Raw genomic sequence first — 19,405 nt, forward strand, 5'->3', positions numbered from 1 at the left:
ACGAAAAGAGGTCAATCGTGCCCGAACTCGGCGGGAAAGCCAGAGAAAGGGGACGAAAAGAGCCAATTGTTCTCAAACTCAACAGGAAGATTGATTGAAAATCAAAAATGCCCAATCTCATTTTTAAGATCGGGCATCCAGACGATTTCCAAATCACGAAGCCCACTGGAACAATTTCTTATACCAAGGTGTCTTCGGCTTCTTATCAGACTGCTCAGGTTTTTTCTCTTGTTCGTGGCTTAAATGGTCTGTACAGTATTCGGTCGGTTCTGTGCCTTCGGTGAAATAGGTCAGGCGTTTGACCGGGCAGTTATCTGCAGCAATTTTTCCGTTGGCAGGGTCCACATAGACGCCAACTGTGCCCTCTGGCGCTTTAAATGCTTTTGAGGGCTTTCCTTTATGGGCTTCCTCCATAAACCGGATCCATATGTTCTTGGCATAGGTTTTTTCAACTGTATTAGTGATCATTTGGCCTTTGTCGTAGCCCGTCCATACAGCCGTCACCAGCTGAGGGGTGAAGCCAGCCATCCAGCTGTCTGTTTCGGTTGATCCCGACTTTCCGGCGTATGGGCGTGTCATGTCGTTAATCACCGTGCTTCCTGTTACACGGGCATATCCATTTAGCTTCGGATCAAAAATTCCGGTCATCATATGGGTCATCACAAAAGCGAGATCCGTACGCAGGACCTTCATTTGGAAGGGCTCCTGCTGATAGATTACGTCGCCTTTATGGTTTTCAACGCGCTTAATCATGACAGGGGATACCTTTTTGCCGCCATTGGCAAACATGCTGTATGCGTTTGCAAGCTCGATGACTCTCACACCAGAAGTACCGAGTGCGAGTGAAGGAACCTTCGCCATTTTCGACGTAATGCCAAATTTCTTGGCTGTATTGACGAGAGTCTCCTCTCCTAAAAACAAGTGGGTCTTTACGGCATAGACGTTGTCTGACAGGGCAAGCGCCTGAGCCATTGTTATTTCATCATCCGCATATTTGCTGTTAAAGTTATGCGGTGTGTAATCGGGTGTGCCATCTTCAAAGCGGAATGTCGTCTGTTCGCTTCGAATCGGAGTTGAAGGGGTAAAACCCTGTTCCAGGGCTGCATAATACAACAGCGGCTTTATCGTCGATCCGGGCTGCCTGACAGCCTGGATTGCCCTGTTAAATGGGCTTTCCTCATAATTCCGTCCTCCAACCATTGCTTTAACATAGCCGTTTTTAGGATTCATGGCTACAAATCCCACTTGAATCTCCGAGTCTCTTGACATAAGCTTACTAACTGTTTCTTCCGCGATTTCTTGTTCCTTCAGGTTCAGAGTGGTGTAAACCTTTAATCCACCCAATTCAATCGTTCGCTCATCCAGCTTCAGCTGCGTTTTTAGCGCGTTGCGGACAGCGTCCTGGAAATAGGGTGCTGTTTTAGTTTTAGGGTGGAGGTGCTCACCAACAAGTTTAAGCTCTTCTGCTACAGCTTGATCAGCTTCTTTTTGGCTGATCATCCCGTTTTTAACCATCGTTTGCAGAATAACCTTTTGCCGCAAATTTGCTTTTTCAGCTGATGCAAATGGCGAATAGATGCCAGGGCCCTTGGGGATTCCGGATAAAATAGCAGCCTCAGCCAGGGTCAGATCAATGGCGTCTTTTCCGAAGTAAAAGTGGCTTGCTGCCTGTGCACCATAAGCGCCATTTCCATAATAAATCGTATTTAAATAGCCTTCGAGGATTTCCTTCTTGGTGTAGTTCATCTCAAGGCGAATGGTGTAGAAGGCCTCCAGGATCTTCCGCTTCCATGTTTTTTCGTGTTCAAGAAAAAGGTTGCGGGCATATTGCTGGCTGATGGTACTCGCACCCTGTACCTTTGCCATCGCTTTAATATCAGCCAGAGCTGCGCCGGCGATTCTTTTATAATCAAACCCATTATGTTCAAAAAAATTCTTATCCTCAATCGAAACAGTCGCATTGATTAAATGAGGGCTTATATCTTCAAGAGGTGCCCAATAGCGTTTTTGACCGTTATGGCTTTCCCCAATTACCGTACCATCATCTGCGAAAAATAATGTGGATTGCGGAACGGCGAGCGGAGGCGGACCCAATATCTTTGCATAAACCAAGATGCCCCCAATCATAACGACTGTTAGAGCCATGCCTATTAAGCTAATAATGAGTATAGCGCGCAAATATTTCATCGTTTTTCGAAAACGCTGATCCGTCATAATCTCCAATTGAGTCACCCCCAAATTCTTTCTTATTTTAAAAAAACAAAGTAATGATAAGTACATATCTTCAGTATTGAAAAAACAGGGGAGTTTTAAACATCTTTCTCTAGCAATTACGAAATTTTTCTTGCAATTTTGCTAGATTCAACTATACTTTTTCTGTGTTTGTAATTTGCATGTTAGGGAAGTATAAAAGATGATAATGCTTTTTGCTGCTCATATAAGAGATAATTCATTTTTTTATGGAAGGAATGATTAAAGAATGGGACTTTGGTTTACAGAGAAACAAACTGAGAATTTTGGGATTACAATGAAGGTGAAGCGTACTTTACATACAGAACAGACAGATTTCCAAAAGCTTGATATGGTTGAAACAGAAGAGTGGGGCAATATGCTTCTTCTTGACGATATGGTTATGACTTCTATCAAGGATGAGTTTGTATATCACGAAATGGTGGCGCATATTCCTCTATTTACGCATCCAAACCCTGAAAACGTGCTTGTCGTTGGAGGCGGTGACGGCGGTGTAATTCGCGAAGTGCTTAAGCACCCAAGTGTAAAGAAAGCGACTCTTGTTGATATTGACGGAAAGGTAATCGAGTACTCTAAAAAGTACCTTCCTGAGATTGCAGGCAAACTGGATGATCCTCGGGTTGATGTACAGGTAGGCGATGGTTTTATGCACATTGCTGAAAGCGAAAATGAATATGACGTGATCATGGTTGATTCTACTGAGCCTGTTGGACCTGCTGTAAACCTATTCACAAAAGGCTTCTACGCTGGAATCTCTAAAGCGCTTAAAGAAGACGGTATCTTTGTAGCGCAGTCCGACAATCCTTGGTTCAAAGCGGACTTAATCCGTAACGTGCAGCGCGATGTAAAAGAAATTTTCCCAATCACACGTCTGTATACTGCGAATATTCCTACATATCCAAGTGGAATGTGGGCATTCACAATTGGATCAAAAAAATATGATCCGCTAGAAGTAAGCGAAGAGCGTTTCCATGAGATTGAAACAAAATACTATACAAAAGAATTGCATAAAGCGGCATTCGTATTGCCGAAGTTCGTGCAGGATTTAGTGAAGTAATTTAATTTTAGGCTGCCTTTTTAAAGCAGCCTGCCATTACATAGGAAGTGAGGGATGACCTTGGTAAAATTCGACGAAGCCTACTCCGGCAACGTATTTATTAAAAGCCATCCGAGCTATGAAGAAAGTGAAGCGGTCATTTATGGAATGCCGATGGACTGGACAGTCAGCTACCGTCCGGGTTCACGTTTCGGCCCTGCCCGCATTCGTGAAGTGTCTATCGGGCTTGAAGAGTACAGCCCTTACCTTGACCGCGAGCTGGAAGAGGTAAAATACTATGATGCTGGAGATATTCCGCTGCCTTTTGGAAATCCGCAAAAAAGCATCGATATGATTGAAGAGTTTATCGATCAGCTGCTGGCTGAAGATAAGTTCCCGCTTGGCATGGGCGGAGAGCATTTGGTTTCCTGGCCTGTCATTAAGGCGATGTACAAAAAGTATCCGGATTTAGCGATTATCCATATGGATGCCCATACGGATCTCCGCGAGCATTATGAAGGGGAGCCATTATCCCACTCTACACCAATCCGTAAAGCTGCGGATCTGATCGGACCAGGCAATGTCTATTCTTTCGGAATCCGTTCCGGAATGAAAGAGGAATTCCAATGGGCGAAGAAAGCCGGGATGCACATTTCAAAATTTGAAGTGCATAAGCCGCTGAAAGATATCCTTCCTAAGCTTGCAGGCCGACCGGTTTACGTAACAATTGACATTGATGTTTTAGACCCTGCGCACGCGCCTGGAACAGGTACAGTGGACGCAGGCGGCATCACATCAAGAGAATTGCTTGCTTCTATCCATGAAATTGCGCATTCAGATGTAAAAGTTGTCGGGGCTGATCTTGTAGAAGTTGCGCCAATCTATGACCCATCTGAACAAACAGCCAATACAGCGAGCAAGATGATTCGTGAAATGATTCTTGGGTGGGTAAAGAAATAATTGAGAAACGGAGGCTTTTGTCTCCGTTTTTTGTGTACTTGAAACTTTTTCCTCCGACCTCCGTATGTAAGGAAAAGGGGGCTTAATTATGTATGAGCATAAATTTGTTAAAGTAGAATTATCCACATTTAAGTTGGCGCCAACAAAGGATTATCACGAGATTGTCAGGGAACATGAAAGAGAAGGATGGGAGCTCGTTCAAATTTTTGCTCCAGGAATTAGGGGCTATGGCACTCCAGCCTTTTATGAGCTTATTTTCAAACGGAAAGTTGATTAAGAGGGAGGTTAAGTATAAATGATGGATGCAGGAGCACTTTTTCCGCTGTTCGCTATTATCCCTTTTTTGTTTTATATCGCTGTCCTGGTCTTCGGCATTTGGTTTGCGGTTAGCCTGATTAAAACACAAAAGGAAAATAATCAAATACTTAGGGAAATTTCCCGCAGCCTTGAACAAAGTAAAAAGGAAGAAACATAATGTTTCATCCTTTTTTTATTCGACAAAATTCGGGTGGTACCTGCGACAAACATCACTTGCTAGTCATGTTTGTCGCATTTGCAAGGAAGCATATCAGTGAAGTGAATGGTACTCATCTTGCACTTTCCCTGTGGAGTATTTATACTTATATAGTTATAGACTAGATGAAGATGAAAAGGATGTGTTGCCGTTGTCCAGTCGCTCAGCGGAACAAATGCCTGTGAAGATTAAAGTGAAGACGGATATTCGCAGCGGAGGCAGTAAAGATACTTTTGAATTGACTGCTTTTGGCCGATACTATATAAAAGATGCTTCCCGTTTCCTTCAGTATGATGAAGAGATGGAAGAGGGAGCAGTAAAAACAACTATAAAGATGTCCGATACAGATGGACTGATTTTACGAAGCGGCGCCGTGAAGATGAGGCTCCCTTTTAAGATGAATAAAAAGCTCCGGGGCAGCTACCAGACGCCTTATGGAGTGTTTGAGATGGGCACTATGACCAAAAGGATGGTTCACCAATATGATGACGAATCCGGTGAAGGCTCGATCGATATTTTATACGATTTAAAAATGCAAGGATCCCAGGCAGGTACATACCATTTGGCGATAACGTTTGAGGAGGAGAACAATGAACATAGTTGAGCAGGTTCAAAGCAAATTAAAGCAGGAAATTAAGGATGCGGTCGTGAAAGCCGGTTTGGCCGCGGAAGAGCAAATTCCGGATGTGATTCTTGAAATCCCGAAGGAAAAGGCGCATGGCGATTATTCTACCAATATGGCGATGCAATTGGCACGCGTGGCCAAAAAGGCGCCGAGAATGATTGCGGAAGATCTTATCGCTAATTTTGATAGCTCAAAGGCTTCCATTGAAAAAATTGAAATTGCCGGCCCTGGTTTTATCAATTTTTACATGAATAACTCTTATTTGACTGACTTGATCCCGGCTGTTGTTGAAGCAGGAGATAAGTACGGCGAAACGACAATCGGCAACAACCAAAAGATCCAGGTGGAGTTCGTTTCTGCGAATCCGACTGGCGATTTGCATTTGGGACATGCCCGCGGTGCGGCAGTCGGGGACTCCCTATGCAATATTTTAGATAAAGCAGGCTATGATGTTTCCCGTGAATACTATATAAACGATGCAGGAAATCAAATAAACAATCTGGCTCTATCTGTTGAAGCACGTTACTTCCAGGCTCTTGGCATGGAAAAAGAAATGCCGGCTGACGGCTACCATGGTGAAGATATTATCGGCATTGGAAAAAAGCTTGCGGAAGAGTTCGGTGATAAATATGTGAATGAAGATGAAAAAGAACGCTTTGACTTTTTCCGTGAATATGGCCTGAAATATGAGATGGCCAAGCTTAAGCAAGACCTTGAAGACTTCCGTGTGGGCTTTGATGTGTGGTACTCTGAAACTTCTCTTTACCATAACGGCAAAATCGACACTGCCCTTCAGGCGTTAAAGGATAACGGCCATATTTATGAAGAGGACGGCGCCACATGGTTCCGCTCTACTACTTTCGGCGATGATAAAGACCGCGTTCTGATCAAAAATGACGGCTCTTACACGTATCTGACACCGGATATTGCTTACCATAAAGACAAGCTTGAAAGAGGCTTTGAAAAGCTGATCAACATTTGGGGTGCTGACCACCACGGCTATATCCCGCGTATGAAAGCAGCAATTCAGGCACTGGGCTATGACCGTGAAGCACTTGAAGTGGAAATCATCCAGCTTGTTCATTTGTATAAAAACGGCGAAAAAATGAAGATGAGCAAACGTACAGGTAAAGCCGTAACGATGCGCGATCTAGTGGAAGAGGTGGGACTGGATGCTACACGCTACTTCTTCGCAATGAGAAGCGCGGATACACATCTTGATTTCGACCTTGATCTGGCTGTATCCCAGTCAAATGAAAATCCTGTTTATTATGCTCAGTACGCACACGCACGTATTTCCAGCATCCTGCGCCAGGGGGAAGAGCAGGGCATCTCTGCTGACAATAATGCAGATTTTTCTCTTATCCAAGCAGAAAAGGAAATGGACGTTCTTAAGAAGATCGGCGAATTCCCGCAGGCTGTTGCTGAAGCAGCTCAAAAGCGCATGCCGCACAGAATTACGAACTATATTTTTGAACTGGCTTCCACTTTCCATAGCTTCTATAACGCGGAAAAAGTATTGGACGCTGAAAATCCGGAAAGAACAAAAGCCCGTTTGGCACTGATCAAAGCGGTACAAACAACATTGAAAAACGCACTGGCATTGATCGGAGTATCTGCTCCTGAGAAAATGTAATAACTAATACAAGGCTGGCACACACAGTGCCGGCTTTTTTCATGTTTTTACCGAAAAAGGGGAAGCTATAAGCATAAGTTTAGGTTTATAGTTAGACTGGTAAAACATAGTAAGCAAGGTTAAGGAGGATATTATGAAAATCGTTCTTTTATCAATAGTTACAGGATTTCTGGTTGGATTTATATTTGCTTTTATGAAGCTGCCGATCCCTGCACCTCCCGCTCTTCCGGGTATTATGGGAATTGTTGGCATTTATCTCGGCTTTAAAGCATATGAAGTGGTTCTGCCATGGCTGCAGAATATAGTGAGATAGGAAAAAGGAAGGCCCGCATATTTTCGGTTATCCCTTTTTGGGGATCAATTGTGAACTTAGCGAACAAATCTTGAATTTTAGCGAATAAACGATCAAAATTAGCGAATAAATCCTGGATTTTGCGAACAAAATGGGTAAACTTGCGAATAAACTTCTGGATTTTGCGAATAAAACATTCTTTGAGGATCCAAACAGGGAGGGGAATAGGATTTTACTATAATAGGCAATGATAAAATGGACAAACCCATGAGGATTTGTCCATTTTATCTTAATTAGCCTTTCAAATTAATCCCAATGAACTTCATTTCTGTCATTTCATCAATTGCATATTTTACGCCTTCGCGGCCAATGCCGCTTTCTTTTACACCGCCGTAAGGGTAGTTGTCCTGCCTGTAGCTTGAAGCTTCATTGATCCAGACGCCGCCCATTTCCAAACTGTCCGCTACACGGATAGCACGGTTAATATCCTTCGTGAACACACCGGCTTGTAATCCGTATACCGAATCATTGGTACGCTGGATTGCCTCCTCTTCGGTCTCAAAAGGCATAACGGAAACAAGGGGAGCAAATGCTTCATCTGAAACAACCTTCATATCACTTTTCACACTGGTTAAAATGGTTGGTGACACAACAGTTCCATCTTGTTCCCCGCCGGTTTCAACCTTTGCACCCTGATCCCTGGCTTCGTCGATCCAGGCTTTTGTCTTGGAAGCTGCCCCTTCATCAATCATTGGACCTATATCGGTGCTTTCCTCACGCGGGTCGCCAATCTTAAGCTTGTTTGTAGCTTTAATAAATTTTTCAAGAAACTGCTCGTAAATGCTTTGATGGACATAGATTCTTTGTGCAGAAACACATACCTGACCTGAGTAGCCAAATGCCGCCATCACTAGTTTGTCCACCGCGTTATCAAGATCGGCATCTTCGAAAATAAGATTAGGCGAATTTGAACCAAGCTCCATCGTTACTTTTTTTAGGCCGGCAGTGTCCCTGATCATTTTTCCAACCGCAAGGCTTCCGGTAAAGGTAATCTTCGGAACCAGTTTATGGATGGTCAGGTGGGCACCTACTGTTTCTCCGGTGCCAAGGACAAGGTTTAGCACACCATCAGGAAGCCCGGCTTCTTCAAAGAGTTTAACAAGCATATAGGCAGAGACAGGCGTTTTTTCAGCAGGTTTGAAAATAACGGTATTGCCGGCTGCTATAGCAGGTGCAATTTTGTGAAGAGATAAATTTAAAGGAAAGTTAAAAGGAGTGATAGCACCTACTGGGCCGATTGGCGTGCGCTTAACCATTCCCATTCTGTTTTCTCCGCGCAAGGCAGCATCCATAGGAAGGACTTCACCAGTTATATTCTTGGAAAGCTCAGATGCAAAACGGAGAATCTGAATAGACCGTTTAACTTCTGCCCGGCTATGCTTGATCGGTTTTCCTGCCTCCTGCATAATGATCGCCGCAAAATCCTCAGCCTTCTCCTCCAGAATGTCGGCAGCTTTCCGCAATATTTCAGCCCTTTCAAAAGCGGGCATTTTTTTCATGGTTGTTTCAAAGGTTTTGACACTATTATTCACGGCTTCTTCCATGTCGCTTTTATCTGCAAGGGCGATTTCAGCTACGATCTCCTGATTATAGGGATTACGGACTTCGAGCGTTTCACGGTGGGTTTCGCTTCTCTCTTTTCCATTGATAATCGAGCCTATGATCATCATCTATTCCTCCTTTGCTAGCAGAGAATTTTACCCAATTTTTCTGTGAGTTTCATATTTTCGCTATAGTCTACCGGACAATCAATTAAGACTGGCTTATTCATCTCAACTGCTTTTTCCAGAGCGGGCTTTAATTCGCCTGTGTTTTGTATCTCGATTGCCTCAAATCCATATGAATGAGCAAGCTGGATAAAATCCGGATTTCCGAATTTAATATGGGATGACCGGTTAAACTCATTTAACTGTTTCCATTCAATTAAACCGTAGCCTTCGTCTCTCCATAATAGAATAACGATAGGAAGATTGAGTCTTTTGGCTGTCTCAAGCTCAGCACTGGACATCTGAAAGGCACCGTCACCGCAGACGGCGACCACCTTTTTGTCGGGATGGACCATTTTGGCGGCAATGGCTCCCGGAACAGCTACGCCCATGGAAGCAAGGCCATTGGAAATGAGGCATGTATTCGGTTCATAGGTATGATACATTCTGGCCATCCACATTTTGTGCGCCCCAACATCAGATATCACGATGTCTTCATCATTTAAAACAGCTCGCAAATCAGCAATGATTTTTTGCGGCTTGACAGGGAAACCTGAGTCATTTTCAAACGTCTCCAATTCGTTGAGTGCTTTGTCCCTGACATTTGCAACCCATTTGTTGTCTCGGCTGGAAGGGGAGAGGGCTTTATGCAATGCTTGTAGATTTTCATTTAGATCGCCTAGTACATGATGCTTAACCGGATAGCTTGCATCCGTTTCAGCTTCGATCGTATCAATATTCAAAATCGGTGTTCGCCCGCCGGGATTCCAATTTCCTGGCGGATATTCTGCCATATCAAAACCTATTGCAATAATTAAATCTGATTCCCGGAATCCGCAAGTAATATAATCATTGCTGCTTAAACCGGCGGTAAGCAAGCTTAACTCATTTCTCCAGGATATGGCTCCTTTACCCATAAAGGAATGGACAACGGGAATCCTGGTTTTTTCCACAAGTTCACGCAAGCTGTCGGCAGCTTGTCCTCTTTCAACCCCCATGCCAGCCAATATAAGCGGGTGTTCTGCTTTTTCTATCAAATTTGCGGCTTCCTGGATCACTCGTTCACTGGCTTCCGGCAGAGAATGATTCATCATTTCAAGCGGGGATGAATCCACTTCCATGGCCGCAACATCTTCAGGAAGATCAATATGAGCAGCTCCAGGCTTTTCTTTCGTGGCTACTCGAAAAGCTTTCCTGACAACCTCCGGAATGATATCTGTTGTTTTAACTTGGGCATTCCATTTTGTCACCGGTTCAAAAACGGAAACCAGGTCATAGTATTGATGGGAAATTTTGTGCTGCCGGTCCAAGCCTGCTTGTCCGGTTATGGCAATGAGAGGGGAGTGGTCCATATTTGCATTAGCAACCCCTGTCAGCAGATTTGTTGCGCCCGGTCCCAAAGTAGATAAGCAGACTCCAGGCTTTCCTGTCAGGCGGCCATAGGTACCTGCTATAAACGCTGCATTTGTTTCATGCCTGGTCACAATAAATTCAATGCTTGAATCGAGAAGAGCATCCATAATATCCAGGTTTTCCTCGCCAGGAACACCGAAAATATATTCAACACCCTCGTTTTCAAGACACTTAATAAGTAGCTGTGCTGCTTTCATTCTTAACACCTCCTGGGTCTATTTGATAAAAAATATTGCTTATTTGACTATTCCACATATATGTCCTCATAAACAGAATGGCATCCCTTAACCAGCAGACTGTTTGATGGACAAGATCAGCATTTTCCAATTGGACGAGCATATGATGAAAAAAGACATATATTCGGAAAGGAAATCAGGTATCCTATGATTCCAGTAAAAGCTAATTTTGCAGCTTCTTTATATGCCACGATTTCGATTTGTTTTTGGGGAATTTCTTTTGTTTCAACAAAAGCAGTCATTGATAAATTGGATCCGTTCACGCTGCTTATGCTTCGCTTTGCGATTGGTGCAGCATTTTTATTCTTTTTACTGCTTTTGAAAAGATATCCCTTAAAGATTCCCGTCAAATATATTCCGCATTTGATTGTGCTCGGTGTGTTGGGGGTTTTTATTCATCAAGTGATCCAGGCGACTGCTCTTCTTACGATTGACGCTTCCTCAGCAGGGTGGATGATTTCATTTTCGCCTGTGTTCACAGTATTGCTTTCGATGGTTTTTTTGCATGAGAAGCTGACACTCGTAAGGTCAATCGGTATAATGATTGCTATTTCAGGGGTTTTGATGGTGACCGGGGCGAGAAGCGGTCAGACATTGGGGTTTGCCATAAATATTGGTTATATCCTAATGATTATAAGTACGCTGAATTGGGCGGTCTACTCAGTACTGTTAAAAAGGCTGCACATTGAACTTCCATCTCTTGTTGTTACATTTTATATGAGTTTGCTGGGATGCAGCCTAACCATCCCTTTTCTGGTAAGAGATAGGGGATGGGAGAGCTTTCATCTTTTAACTGCCGTCGAATGGAGCCATATAGTATTTCTAGGTGTATTTGTATCAGGGATTGCTTATTGGTATTGGGCTAAGGCGCACGAAGTATTGGAAGCGTCAAAGGTTTCGATGTTTATGTATATGGAACCGTTGTTCACCCTGATTGCGGCCATTTTTCTGCTGCATGAGAAAGTTTTTTTCATAAGCATACTGGGTGGTGTCATAATTATTATAGGAGTTCTGATAGTCAATGGTCAGATAGGTACGATTATTTTATGGAGGAGACGATAAGCCAAAATGTGAAGGGGGAATCATTTATGGCTTTGCATGACCGGTTTAAAGGCTGTTTGGATGAATTGAATTCGCCTTCTGCAGAAGAGCTTAAAAAGGCGTTGAAATCACTGGATATTAACCTGGAAGAGATGCTTCCTTATCTGCAATCTGCAGATGGAAAGCCCTACTATCGCAAGCTTCTCTATCAAAATGATGAAGTGGAACTACTTGTAATGAACTGGTCGGATTTAGAATGTGCCCCTCACGATCATGGGAATTCATGCGGATGGATACAAGTTTTAAACGGGGCTTCTGAAAATACAGTTTTTGCAGTGAAACAAAATCAGATTCCACAGGAGCTGTTTGCTGAGATAAAGGGGCAGGGTTCCTTCTTTTTTGCGCCTAAAAAGGGCGTTCACAAAATGAAGAGAGCAGGTATGGATTATCTTGTAACTTTGCATCTTTATTCACCGCCAATTACGGGGATGAAGGTATATGATCTGGAGAAATGCGCTGCTTGTATCGTATCAGATGACTGTGGGGCATGGTGGCCAGAAGATATGAGGAAAAAGGTAAAAGAAATCCAGTTAAAATAAAAGGCTTGTTAAAGTTCATTGTTGATGTTGGCACCCTGTAGGAACGGAAGGCGGAAGGCGGAAGACACCTCGAAAATGCCGCATTTCCTTATTCGAGGACGCCATTCATTGTCCAGCGGGAGAAGCGAGTTAAAGGGAGGCCCCGCAGGCTTAGTGCTTGAGGAGCGTGGGACCGCCCGCTGTTCGCTGAGCATATTGAGTGGAAATCAATAGGCAAGTTTAACAGAGCCCAAAAAAAGAGTTCCTCTTTGGCGGAGGAACTCCCTCGTTATTTCCACTCAATCTCCGCACCGCCGAGCCTTTTGACGCCGCGTATGCTGCTGATCTCCTCTGTCAGCTTAAGAGCTGCTTTGTCCTTTGCTTTTGCTTCAATCATAAAGTCGATGTCCCGGTCAAAGGTTCTCAGCAAATTGAGAAGCGGCCTGATAAAGTCAAGATCTACGTAGTCAGCGTGGGACCGGAAAGCTTTTTCAGATTTAGGGGATGAAATATGAATCTTCGGCTCCAGGCTGGTTTTTTCCCATGTAAGGAAAATTTCCGGCAGGAGTTCTTCCAACGGCCGGTTCCCGAGGTTGGCGATATGGTGATGATAGTCGAACATAAGAGGAATATTTTCTTGCTGGCAGGCCAACAGAGTTTCATCCGTATTATAGGTTTTATCATCGTTCTCCAGCGTCATTACTTCTTTAATGTAAGATGGCAGCATCTTTAGATTTTCATGAAAACGATCAATTGTCGTCAGCTTGTCTCCATATGCCCCGCCGATATGGATATTGATGATGCTTTCTTTTTCCACACCCATGGCTTCAAACATCCGGTAATGATACTCCATATCTTTGACAGCGTTTTTTGTTACTTCTTCCCGGGGTGATGTAAACAAGGTGAACTGGTTGGGGTGGAAGCTGACCCGCAGTTTATGTTTTTTGATAACCTCGCCAATCTCCAGCCACTTTTCCTTAAAGGGTGTGACAAAATCCCATAATACTTCAGGATGGGTGGCTAGGGGGACGATGGAACTGGAGAGCCGGTACAATTGAATTTCATGTGCAATATTGTAATGCAGCATCCTTAACGTGTTCTGCAGATTTTGAGCTGTGACTGTTTTCAGTTTTTCCAGCCTTTCTTCGGCAGGCATTTGCTGATAGCGGGTAAAGGTTAAAGTTCTGGCAGGGGAAGCTTCCCACAAACTGATCGCGTGGGAAACATATCCTAAGCGAATCTTCATTTTTGCTGCACCTTCTTTTCCCCGGATTCCCTTAAAGGAAACTGGCCACCGTGCGGGCAAGCATCTCCTTAAATGTCCGAAAAGGATCCGGACGGTTTAATTCTTTTAACGTTAATCTTTTCGCATTTTGAATGTCCTTATCTAAAACTGCTTGGACTTTTTGGATGAATTCTTTGTCATAAATAAAGCAATTGATTTCATAGTTTAAAAACAGGCTCCGTTTATCAAAATTGGCAGTTCCGACATCACTGGTTTCATCATCAATGATAATGGCCTTGGCATGGTAAAAGCCGTTCAAATATTCATATACATAGGCACCTTGCTTTAGCAGCTTTCTTAAATAATGATAAGAGGCTTCTTTTACAAGGACATGATCCGTCATGCAGGGAACAAGAATTTTTACAGTGATGCCTCGTTTCAATGCATGGCTTAAGTCCTGGAAGAGCCTTTTGCTCGGAATAAAATAAGGCGTGCCAATTGTAATGGACTTCTTTGCATTTCGGATTATAGAGGAAAAGCTTTCTTCCATAAAGGCCCCTTTATAAGCAGCCAACTGATGTTTATATTTGCCCGTATGGAGTTCAGGAAAATAGATGCTGTCTGCCAGCAGGTCGGTCTTTGTTGCTTTGTACCAATCTACAAGAAACTCTCTTTGAAGATCGTGAACACCTTCGCCTTGGAATTTTAAATGGTAATCGCGCCAGGGTGTCAGCTTTGGGTCTTTATTAATGTATTCTTTCCCGATATTAAAACCGCCGCTAAACCCGATCTTTCCGTCAATAACGGTAATCTTCTTGTGGTTTCTAGCTTGAAACGAATAGAAAAGAAAAGGCGGCTTTGGAACATGTGCAAAGGAAAATTTAATTCCGCTGCTCTTGAGATCTTTAACTGTTTTTCTCTTAACAGGAAAGCTGCCGACCCAATCGAGAAGGAGGCGGACTTCAACCCCTTCCTTTGCTTTACCCTTTAGAATGGCTAAAAACTCCTGGCTGATTTTATCATCTTTCAAAATATAAAATAAAATATGGATATGCTTTTGGGCGTTTCTTATTTCGGAAAACAAGTCTTTGAATAGAGCAGGCCCGTCTGTAAACATCTCCATATCGCTCTGGCGGATTGGACAATTTGTTCGCTCAAGTTTTTTTAAATGATTTTTACGGCCCAATGTAAAATCGATATACATCCATAAAAAGAGCACGAGTAAAATGACCATGATGATATTCCAGACTGTCAATGCCATCTTCCTCTCAACAAGATTTCCTGTTAGTATTTCCTTCGGTTGCATTTCTATCATGGAATCTTCAAGTTTATTGCAGGACTTTTTCCAAAACGAATAGAAGTTATCTACATGTGGATAACAAAATAATTAAACTTTTCGAACAACTTTATTGAAAAAGTGGTTGACTGAATGCTCATTCATAATATAATGGGAGTAAGAGATAAATTCAGAAAATTTTATTGTATTTAAAATTTTCTAAGGAGAATGAATTAGCACAAAAAGTGCTGGGATAATTTACGAAAGGAGCACTATGCCCTATGAACGGTTTATTATGGATTAATTTAATTGCATTCCTTCTTGTAACCGCTTACGCTGTCAGCCTGTTTGTCTATGTTGTCAAGACACGGATCGAATATATCAAGCTTGGCAAAAAGGTCGAATTTGACGGCAAAGTAAAAGAGCGCCTAGAAAAAATCTGGGTCAATGTGTTTGGACAGAAGAAACTCTTAAAGGATAAGAAAAGCGGAATCATGCACCTCATGTTTTTCTACGGATTTCTTCTTGTTCAATTCGGTGCCATTGATTTTATTATCAAGGGAATTAAGCCTGGTGCACATTTGCCGCTGGGACCTTTATATCCTGGCTTCACGTTTTTCCAGGAAATTGTGACCCTGATGATCCTTGTTGCAGTGATCTGGGCTTTTTACCGACGTTATGTTGAAAAGCTTGTTCGCTTAAAGAGAGGATTTAAAGCAGGTCTTGTACTTATTTTTATCGGAGGGTTAATGCTCTCTGTTCTCCTTGGAAATGGGATGAGCATGATCTGGCATGGCCATGAAGGAACATGGTCTGAGCCTGTTGCGTCCCTCATTGCAGGAGCATTCTCATGGATGGGAGAAACCGGGGCGATCGTTGTATTCTATATCGCATGGTGGATTCATTTGCTGTTCCTATTAGCATTCCTTGTGTACGTGCCGCAATCCAAGCACGCTCACTTAATCGCCGGACCGGCCAACGTTTATTTCAACCGCATGGATAACCCGGGAAAATTAAAAGAAATCGATTTTGAAGATGAATCGCAAGAAAGCTTTGGTGTCGGCAAGATTGAAGACTTTACACAGCACCAAATGATTGATTTCTATGCATGTGTGGAATGTGGACGCTGTACAAATATGTGTCCGGCTACAGGTACTGGTAAAATGCTTTCGCCTATGGATCTGATTATCAAATTGCGCGACCATTTAACAAACCACGGTGCTTCTGTTACATCCAAGCAGCCTTGGGTGCCAACATTTGCTTTTTCAAACACGAAAGGCAATCAGATTGCTCTTGCAGCAGCAGGCCAAGGTGCTGAAGAAGCGGCGGCTGGCATTGCATACAGCCCAAGCCTGATTGGCGAAGTCATTACAGAAGAAGAAATCTGGGCATGTACGACTTGCCGCAACTGTGAAGACCAATGTCCTGTTATGAATGAGCATGTTGATAAGATTATCGATCTGCGCCGTTACCTTGTTTTAACAGAGGGTAAAATGGATGCTGATGCACAACGAGCGATGACGAATATCGAACGCCAGGGCAATCCTTGGGGACTAAACCGCAAGGAGCGCGAAGACTGGAGAGAGGCACGCGAGGATGTTCATGTGCCGACAGTGAAGGAAATGAAAAAGGCGGGAGAAGAGTTCGAATACTTATTCTGGGTTGGCTCAATGGGATCTTACGATAACCGCAGCCAAAAGATTGCTCTATCCTTTGCCAAGCTATTGAATGAGGCAGGCGTCAAGTTTGCTATTCTTGGAAACAAGGAAAAGAACTCAGGCGATACGCCAAGACGTCTAGGCAACGAGTTCTTATTCCAGGAGCTTGCGACTAAGAATATTGAAGAATTTGAGAAAAATGAAGTGAAGAAAATCGTTACAATCGACCCGCATGCCTACAACATTTTCAAAAACGAGTATCCGGATTTCGGATTGCAGGCAGAGGTATATCACCATACTGAGGTTCTTGCCAAGCTTGTAGAAGAAGGCAAGCTGAAGCCGCAATATGCAGTGAACGAAACAATCACATTCCATGATTCTTGCTACCTTGGACGCTACAACGAGGTTTACGATCCTCCGCGTGAAATCCTTAAGTCTATTCCAGGCGTTAAGCTTGTGGAAATGGAAAGAAACCGCGAAACCGGCATGTGCTGTGGAGCGGGCGGCGGCTTGATGTGGATGGAGGAAGAAACAGGACACCGCATCAACGTATCACGTACAGAGCAGGCGCTTGCGGTTAGCCCGTCAGTGATCAGTTCAGGATGTCCTTACTGCTTAACCATGCTTTCTGATGGAACAAAAGCAAAAGAAGTGGAAGAACAGGTTCACACGTACGATGTTGCTGAAATTCTAGAAAAGTCCATTGTGGGTGAAAAGCAGAATTTAGCTTCTTAAAAATATGGTAATTATATAATTTGGCACCGTGTTGATTGGAGCGGAAGACGCGAGATCCTCAAAAATGCATTCGCATTTTCTTCGTGAGGTGTTAATTCAAGGCTGTTTATTCAATGTCCTGCGGGAATGCGAGTCAAAGGGAGACCCCGAAGGTGCGTCATGCGCCGAGGGGGCTCCCGGACCGCCCGCGGTTCGCTGAGCGTCTGGAGCGGAGATCAACAGACAAGTTAACAAAGCCTAAAATAAAGTAACATTAGTAGAAATGGAAGCACTGAAACAAAATTATTTAAAGCATTTTTAGTCACTTTCGGGCATACATGTATGTGACAGGAGAATGATTTTTGCCGCAGATTAACTGGCAGTAAGTCCACAATTGATAGACAGTTTTATCTGCTGAATATTAGGTGGACAACTGCCAGTGAAAGCCCGGCGACGGACAGGACGTCCTAGCCAGGCGATGCCACAGGACAAGGAAACTTCGTCAGCGATTCATCGCACGACCGAAAGCGGTAGCTTTTGGGAGGATGTGGCGCCCTAAGCATGGTAAGTTTAACTAACCATGTGGGGGACCCGCTCATGGAAGTTAAACTTTATGAATTTTGTGTAAAGTGTTTCAATTTCTGCTATTTTTCTAGTAAAATAGAATAAAGCGCTTACAATTTTTAAAAAACGGGATGGAGATCGATTATCTCCTATTTGTACGCCGTCTTTTCGAGCGAGCGTTCAGTCAACCTTAGTACCTCACCTACATTTAACTTCAACAAGACCAACTGCAGAGACTCAAAATTTTTTCTAAAAAATTTTTCGAACATTTTAAATTAATAGTACAAAGGAGCGATTCTTTTATGGGGAAAACCGTAATTCTTAGCGGAGTAAGAACACCTTTTGGAAAATTTGCCGGAGGTCTTAGCAGCTTTTCTGCTTCTGATCTTGGTGGATTTGCAGTAAAAGAAGCATTAAATCGCGCCGGTGTAAATCCTGAAGAAGTGGACGAAGTGATTCTCGGAACCGTTCTCCAGGGCGGACAGGGCCAAATTCCTTCGCGCCAGGCTGCAAGAAAAGCAGGCTTGCCATGGGAAATAAAAACCGAAACGATCAATAAGGTTTGTGCTTCCGGGATGCGCAGTGTGACGTTGGGTGACCAAATTATCCGTGCAGGGGACGAGGAAGTGATTGTGGCTGGCGGCATGGAGTCTATGAGCAATGCTCCTTACATATTGCCGAAAGCACGCTGGGGCTTGCGCATGGGTGATTCGACAGTTAAGGATTTAATGGTTCATGATGGGTTAAGCTGCAGCTTCACAGGCGTCCATATGGGAACGTACGGAAATTCAACAGCGGAAAAATTTGAAATCAGCCGTGAAGAGCAGGACAACTGGGCATTAAGAAGCCATGAACGTGCGATCGCTGCAATTGAATCTGGCAAATTGGCAGAGGAAATTGTACCTGTGCAAATTCCGCAGCGAAAAGGTGAACCTGTCGTTGTTTCTCAGGATGAATCGCCTCGTAAAGATACCTCTTTAGAAAAGCTGGGTAAGCTTCGATCCGTGTTCAATTCGGACGGAACGATTACTGCCGGAAATGCACCGGGTGTTAACGATGGCGCAGCAGCATTGGTGCTCATGAGCGAAGAGCGTGCAGAACGTGAAGGCAAAAGGCCGGAAGCCTATATCCTCGGCCATGCAGCTATCGCAGTTGAAGCAAAAGACTTCCCGCAGACTCCGGGACTTGTTATAAATGAGCTTTTGAAAAAGACAGGAAAATCTCTTGAAGAAGTTGATCTGTTTGAAATTAACGAAGCGTTTGCGGCAGTTGCGTTAACGAGTGGAAAAATTGCCAATCTGAATGAAGAAAAAGTCAACGTGAACGGTGGAGCAGTCGCGCTGGGACATCCAATCGGCGCAAGCGGAGCGAGAATTATTTTAACATTAATGCATGAATTAAAGCGCCGGGGCGGCGGAATCGGCATTGCGGCCATCTGCAGCGGCGGCGGCCAGGGCGATGCAGTCATGATCGAGGTTCCGAAGCAGTAATTTAGAGCAGGATGGGTGTTTAACGGCCGTAAGTGCAATTGATGACAGATACGAGGAATTATTGGTCAAAAAAAAGCAGTTTAATGGCTAATTCGAGGAATTGCCGTTCAAAAGGGCAGTTTAATGGTCCA

General features: G+C 43.7%; 16 protein-coding genes. 11 read left to right on the plus strand and 5 right to left on the minus strand.

What is annotated here, in order from left to right:
• Positions 1 to 153: 153 nt before the first annotated feature.
• Positions 154 to 2,223, minus strand: a complete 2,070-nt coding sequence (locus IQ19_RS19625; protein WP_144544297.1) for a transglycosylase domain-containing protein — start codon at positions 2,221 to 2,223, stop codon at positions 154 to 156.
• 256 nt (positions 2,224 to 2,479) lie between these two features.
• Between IQ19_RS19625 and speE the strand changes: the two genes are divergently transcribed.
• The 7 genes from speE (at position 2,480) to IQ19_RS19660 (ending at position 7,334) form a co-directional block, all read left to right on the plus strand.
• Positions 2,480 to 3,307: a spermidine synthase gene (gene speE / locus IQ19_RS19630; RefSeq protein WP_144544299.1), complete on the plus strand. Its 828-nt coding sequence runs from the start codon at positions 2,480 to 2,482 to the stop codon at positions 3,305 to 3,307.
• A 54-nt stretch (positions 3,308 to 3,361) separates the two neighbouring features.
• Positions 3,362 to 4,246, plus strand: a complete 885-nt coding sequence (gene speB / locus IQ19_RS19635) for an agmatinase (protein WP_144544301.1) — start codon at positions 3,362 to 3,364, stop codon at positions 4,244 to 4,246.
• A gap of 88 nt (positions 4,247 to 4,334) precedes the next feature.
• Positions 4,335 to 4,523 carry a DUF4177 domain-containing protein gene (locus IQ19_RS19640; RefSeq protein WP_144544303.1) on the plus strand — a complete coding sequence of 63 codons (189 nt, stop codon included), beginning with the start codon at positions 4,335 to 4,337 and terminating at the stop codon, positions 4,521 to 4,523.
• Positions 4,524 to 4,541: 18 nt separating this feature from the next.
• Positions 4,542 to 4,721: a hypothetical protein gene (locus IQ19_RS19645; RefSeq protein WP_144544305.1), complete on the plus strand. Its 180-nt coding sequence runs from the start codon at positions 4,542 to 4,544 to the stop codon at positions 4,719 to 4,721.
• A 190-nt stretch (positions 4,722 to 4,911) separates the two neighbouring features.
• Positions 4,912 to 5,364: a YwiB family protein gene (locus IQ19_RS19650; RefSeq protein WP_199749504.1), complete on the plus strand. Its 453-nt coding sequence runs from the start codon at positions 4,912 to 4,914 to the stop codon at positions 5,362 to 5,364.
• Positions 5,351 to 7,021 carry an arginine--tRNA ligase gene (gene argS / locus IQ19_RS19655; protein WP_144544307.1) on the plus strand — a complete coding sequence of 557 codons (1,671 nt, stop codon included), beginning with the start codon at positions 5,351 to 5,353 and terminating at the stop codon, positions 7,019 to 7,021. The genes IQ19_RS19650 and argS overlap by 14 nt, the downstream gene beginning before the upstream one ends.
• Before the next feature lie 133 nt (positions 7,022 to 7,154).
• Positions 7,155 to 7,334 (plus strand): XapX domain-containing protein, encoded by a 180-nt coding sequence (locus IQ19_RS19660; protein ID WP_144544309.1) that lies wholly within the window; start codon positions 7,155 to 7,157, stop codon positions 7,332 to 7,334.
• Positions 7,335 to 7,606: 272 nt separating this feature from the next.
• On the opposite strand, the gene IQ19_RS19665 is transcribed toward IQ19_RS19660, so the two are convergent.
• Positions 7,607 to 9,043, minus strand: coding sequence for an aldehyde dehydrogenase family protein (locus IQ19_RS19665; protein WP_144544311.1), 1,437 nt, complete (start codon positions 9,041 to 9,043; stop codon positions 7,607 to 7,609).
• Between the two features lie 14 nt (positions 9,044 to 9,057).
• Entirely contained in the window at positions 9,058 to 10,689 is a 1,632-nt protein-coding gene (locus IQ19_RS19670; RefSeq protein ID WP_144544313.1) for an acetolactate synthase large subunit, read from the minus strand.
• 186 nt (positions 10,690 to 10,875) lie between these two features.
• Between IQ19_RS19670 and IQ19_RS19675 the strand changes: the two genes are divergently transcribed.
• Both IQ19_RS19675 and IQ19_RS19680 read left to right on the plus strand, forming a co-directional pair.
• Entirely contained in the window at positions 10,876 to 11,790 is a 915-nt protein-coding gene (locus IQ19_RS19675) for a DMT family transporter (RefSeq protein WP_144544315.1), read from the plus strand.
• Positions 11,791 to 11,816: 26 nt separating this feature from the next.
• Complete coding sequence (locus IQ19_RS19680; protein ID WP_144544317.1) at positions 11,817 to 12,368, plus strand: cysteine dioxygenase; 552 nt, start codon at positions 11,817 to 11,819, stop codon at positions 12,366 to 12,368.
• Positions 12,369 to 12,636: 268 nt separating this feature from the next.
• Here the strand turns inward: IQ19_RS19680 and uvsE are convergent, their stop codons facing one another.
• The gene (gene uvsE, locus IQ19_RS19685; protein WP_144544319.1) at positions 12,637 to 13,593 is read right to left on the minus strand and encodes a UV DNA damage repair endonuclease UvsE; all 957 of its coding nucleotides are present in this window, start codon (positions 13,591 to 13,593) and stop codon (positions 12,637 to 12,639) included.
• Between the two features lie 31 nt (positions 13,594 to 13,624).
• On the minus strand, positions 13,625 to 14,833 hold the full coding sequence (cls, locus tag IQ19_RS19690; RefSeq protein WP_415802569.1) for a cardiolipin synthase: 1,209 nt from the start codon (positions 14,831 to 14,833) through the stop codon (positions 13,625 to 13,627).
• A 296-nt stretch (positions 14,834 to 15,129) separates the two neighbouring features.
• Here cls and IQ19_RS19695 point away from each other — a divergent pair, with 296 nt between their 5' ends.
• Together IQ19_RS19695 and IQ19_RS19700 are read left to right on the plus strand one after the other, a co-directional pair.
• A complete protein-coding gene (locus IQ19_RS19695; protein ID WP_144544321.1) occupies positions 15,130 to 17,241 on the plus strand; it encodes a heterodisulfide reductase-related iron-sulfur binding cluster in 2,112 nt (703 codons plus the stop codon).
• A gap of 845 nt (positions 17,242 to 18,086) precedes the next feature.
• The gene (locus IQ19_RS19700) at positions 18,087 to 19,274 is read left to right on the plus strand and encodes an acetyl-CoA C-acetyltransferase (RefSeq protein WP_144544323.1); all 1,188 of its coding nucleotides are present in this window, start codon (positions 18,087 to 18,089) and stop codon (positions 19,272 to 19,274) included.
• Positions 19,275 to 19,405: the final 131 nt, after the last annotated feature.

The organism is Cytobacillus oceanisediminis, assembly GCF_007830235.1.
Taxonomy (GTDB): Bacteria; Bacillota; Bacilli; order Bacillales; family Cytobacillaceae; genus Cytobacillus; species Cytobacillus oceanisediminis.

What these genes read in the sequence shown, in the direction of transcription:
- speE (WP_144544299.1), top strand. Translation starts at nt 2,480, where the DNA reads ATGGGACTTTGGTTTACAGAGAAACAAACTGAGAATTTTGGGATTACA.
- speB (WP_144544301.1), top strand. Translation starts at nt 3,362, where the DNA reads ATGACCTTGGTAAAATTCGACGAAGCCTACTCCGGCAACGTATTTATT.
- IQ19_RS19640 (WP_144544303.1), top strand. Translation starts at nt 4,335, where the DNA reads ATGTATGAGCATAAATTTGTTAAAGTAGAATTATCCACATTTAAGTTG.
- IQ19_RS19645 (WP_144544305.1), top strand. Translation starts at nt 4,542, where the DNA reads ATGATGGATGCAGGAGCACTTTTTCCGCTGTTCGCTATTATCCCTTTT.
- argS (WP_144544307.1), top strand. Translation starts at nt 5,351, where the DNA reads ATGAACATAGTTGAGCAGGTTCAAAGCAAATTAAAGCAGGAAATTAAG.
- IQ19_RS19660 (WP_144544309.1), top strand. Translation starts at nt 7,155, where the DNA reads ATGAAAATCGTTCTTTTATCAATAGTTACAGGATTTCTGGTTGGATTT.
- IQ19_RS19665 (WP_144544311.1), bottom strand. Translation starts at nt 9,043, where the DNA reads ATGATGATCATAGGCTCGATTATCAATGGAAAAGAGAGAAGCGAAACC.
- IQ19_RS19670 (WP_144544313.1), bottom strand. Translation starts at nt 10,689, where the DNA reads ATGAAAGCAGCACAGCTACTTATTAAGTGTCTTGAAAACGAGGGTGTT.
- IQ19_RS19675 (WP_144544315.1), top strand. Translation starts at nt 10,876, where the DNA reads ATGATTCCAGTAAAAGCTAATTTTGCAGCTTCTTTATATGCCACGATT.
- IQ19_RS19680 (WP_144544317.1), top strand. Translation starts at nt 11,817, where the DNA reads ATGGCTTTGCATGACCGGTTTAAAGGCTGTTTGGATGAATTGAATTCG.
- uvsE (WP_144544319.1), bottom strand. Translation starts at nt 13,593, where the DNA reads ATGAAGATTCGCTTAGGATATGTTTCCCACGCGATCAGTTTGTGGGAA.
- cls (WP_415802569.1), bottom strand. Translation starts at nt 14,833, where the DNA reads ATGGCATTGACAGTCTGGAATATCATCATGGTCATTTTACTCGTGCTC.
- IQ19_RS19695 (WP_144544321.1), top strand. Translation starts at nt 15,130, where the DNA reads ATGAACGGTTTATTATGGATTAATTTAATTGCATTCCTTCTTGTAACC.
- IQ19_RS19700 (WP_144544323.1), top strand. Translation starts at nt 18,087, where the DNA reads ATGGGGAAAACCGTAATTCTTAGCGGAGTAAGAACACCTTTTGGAAAA.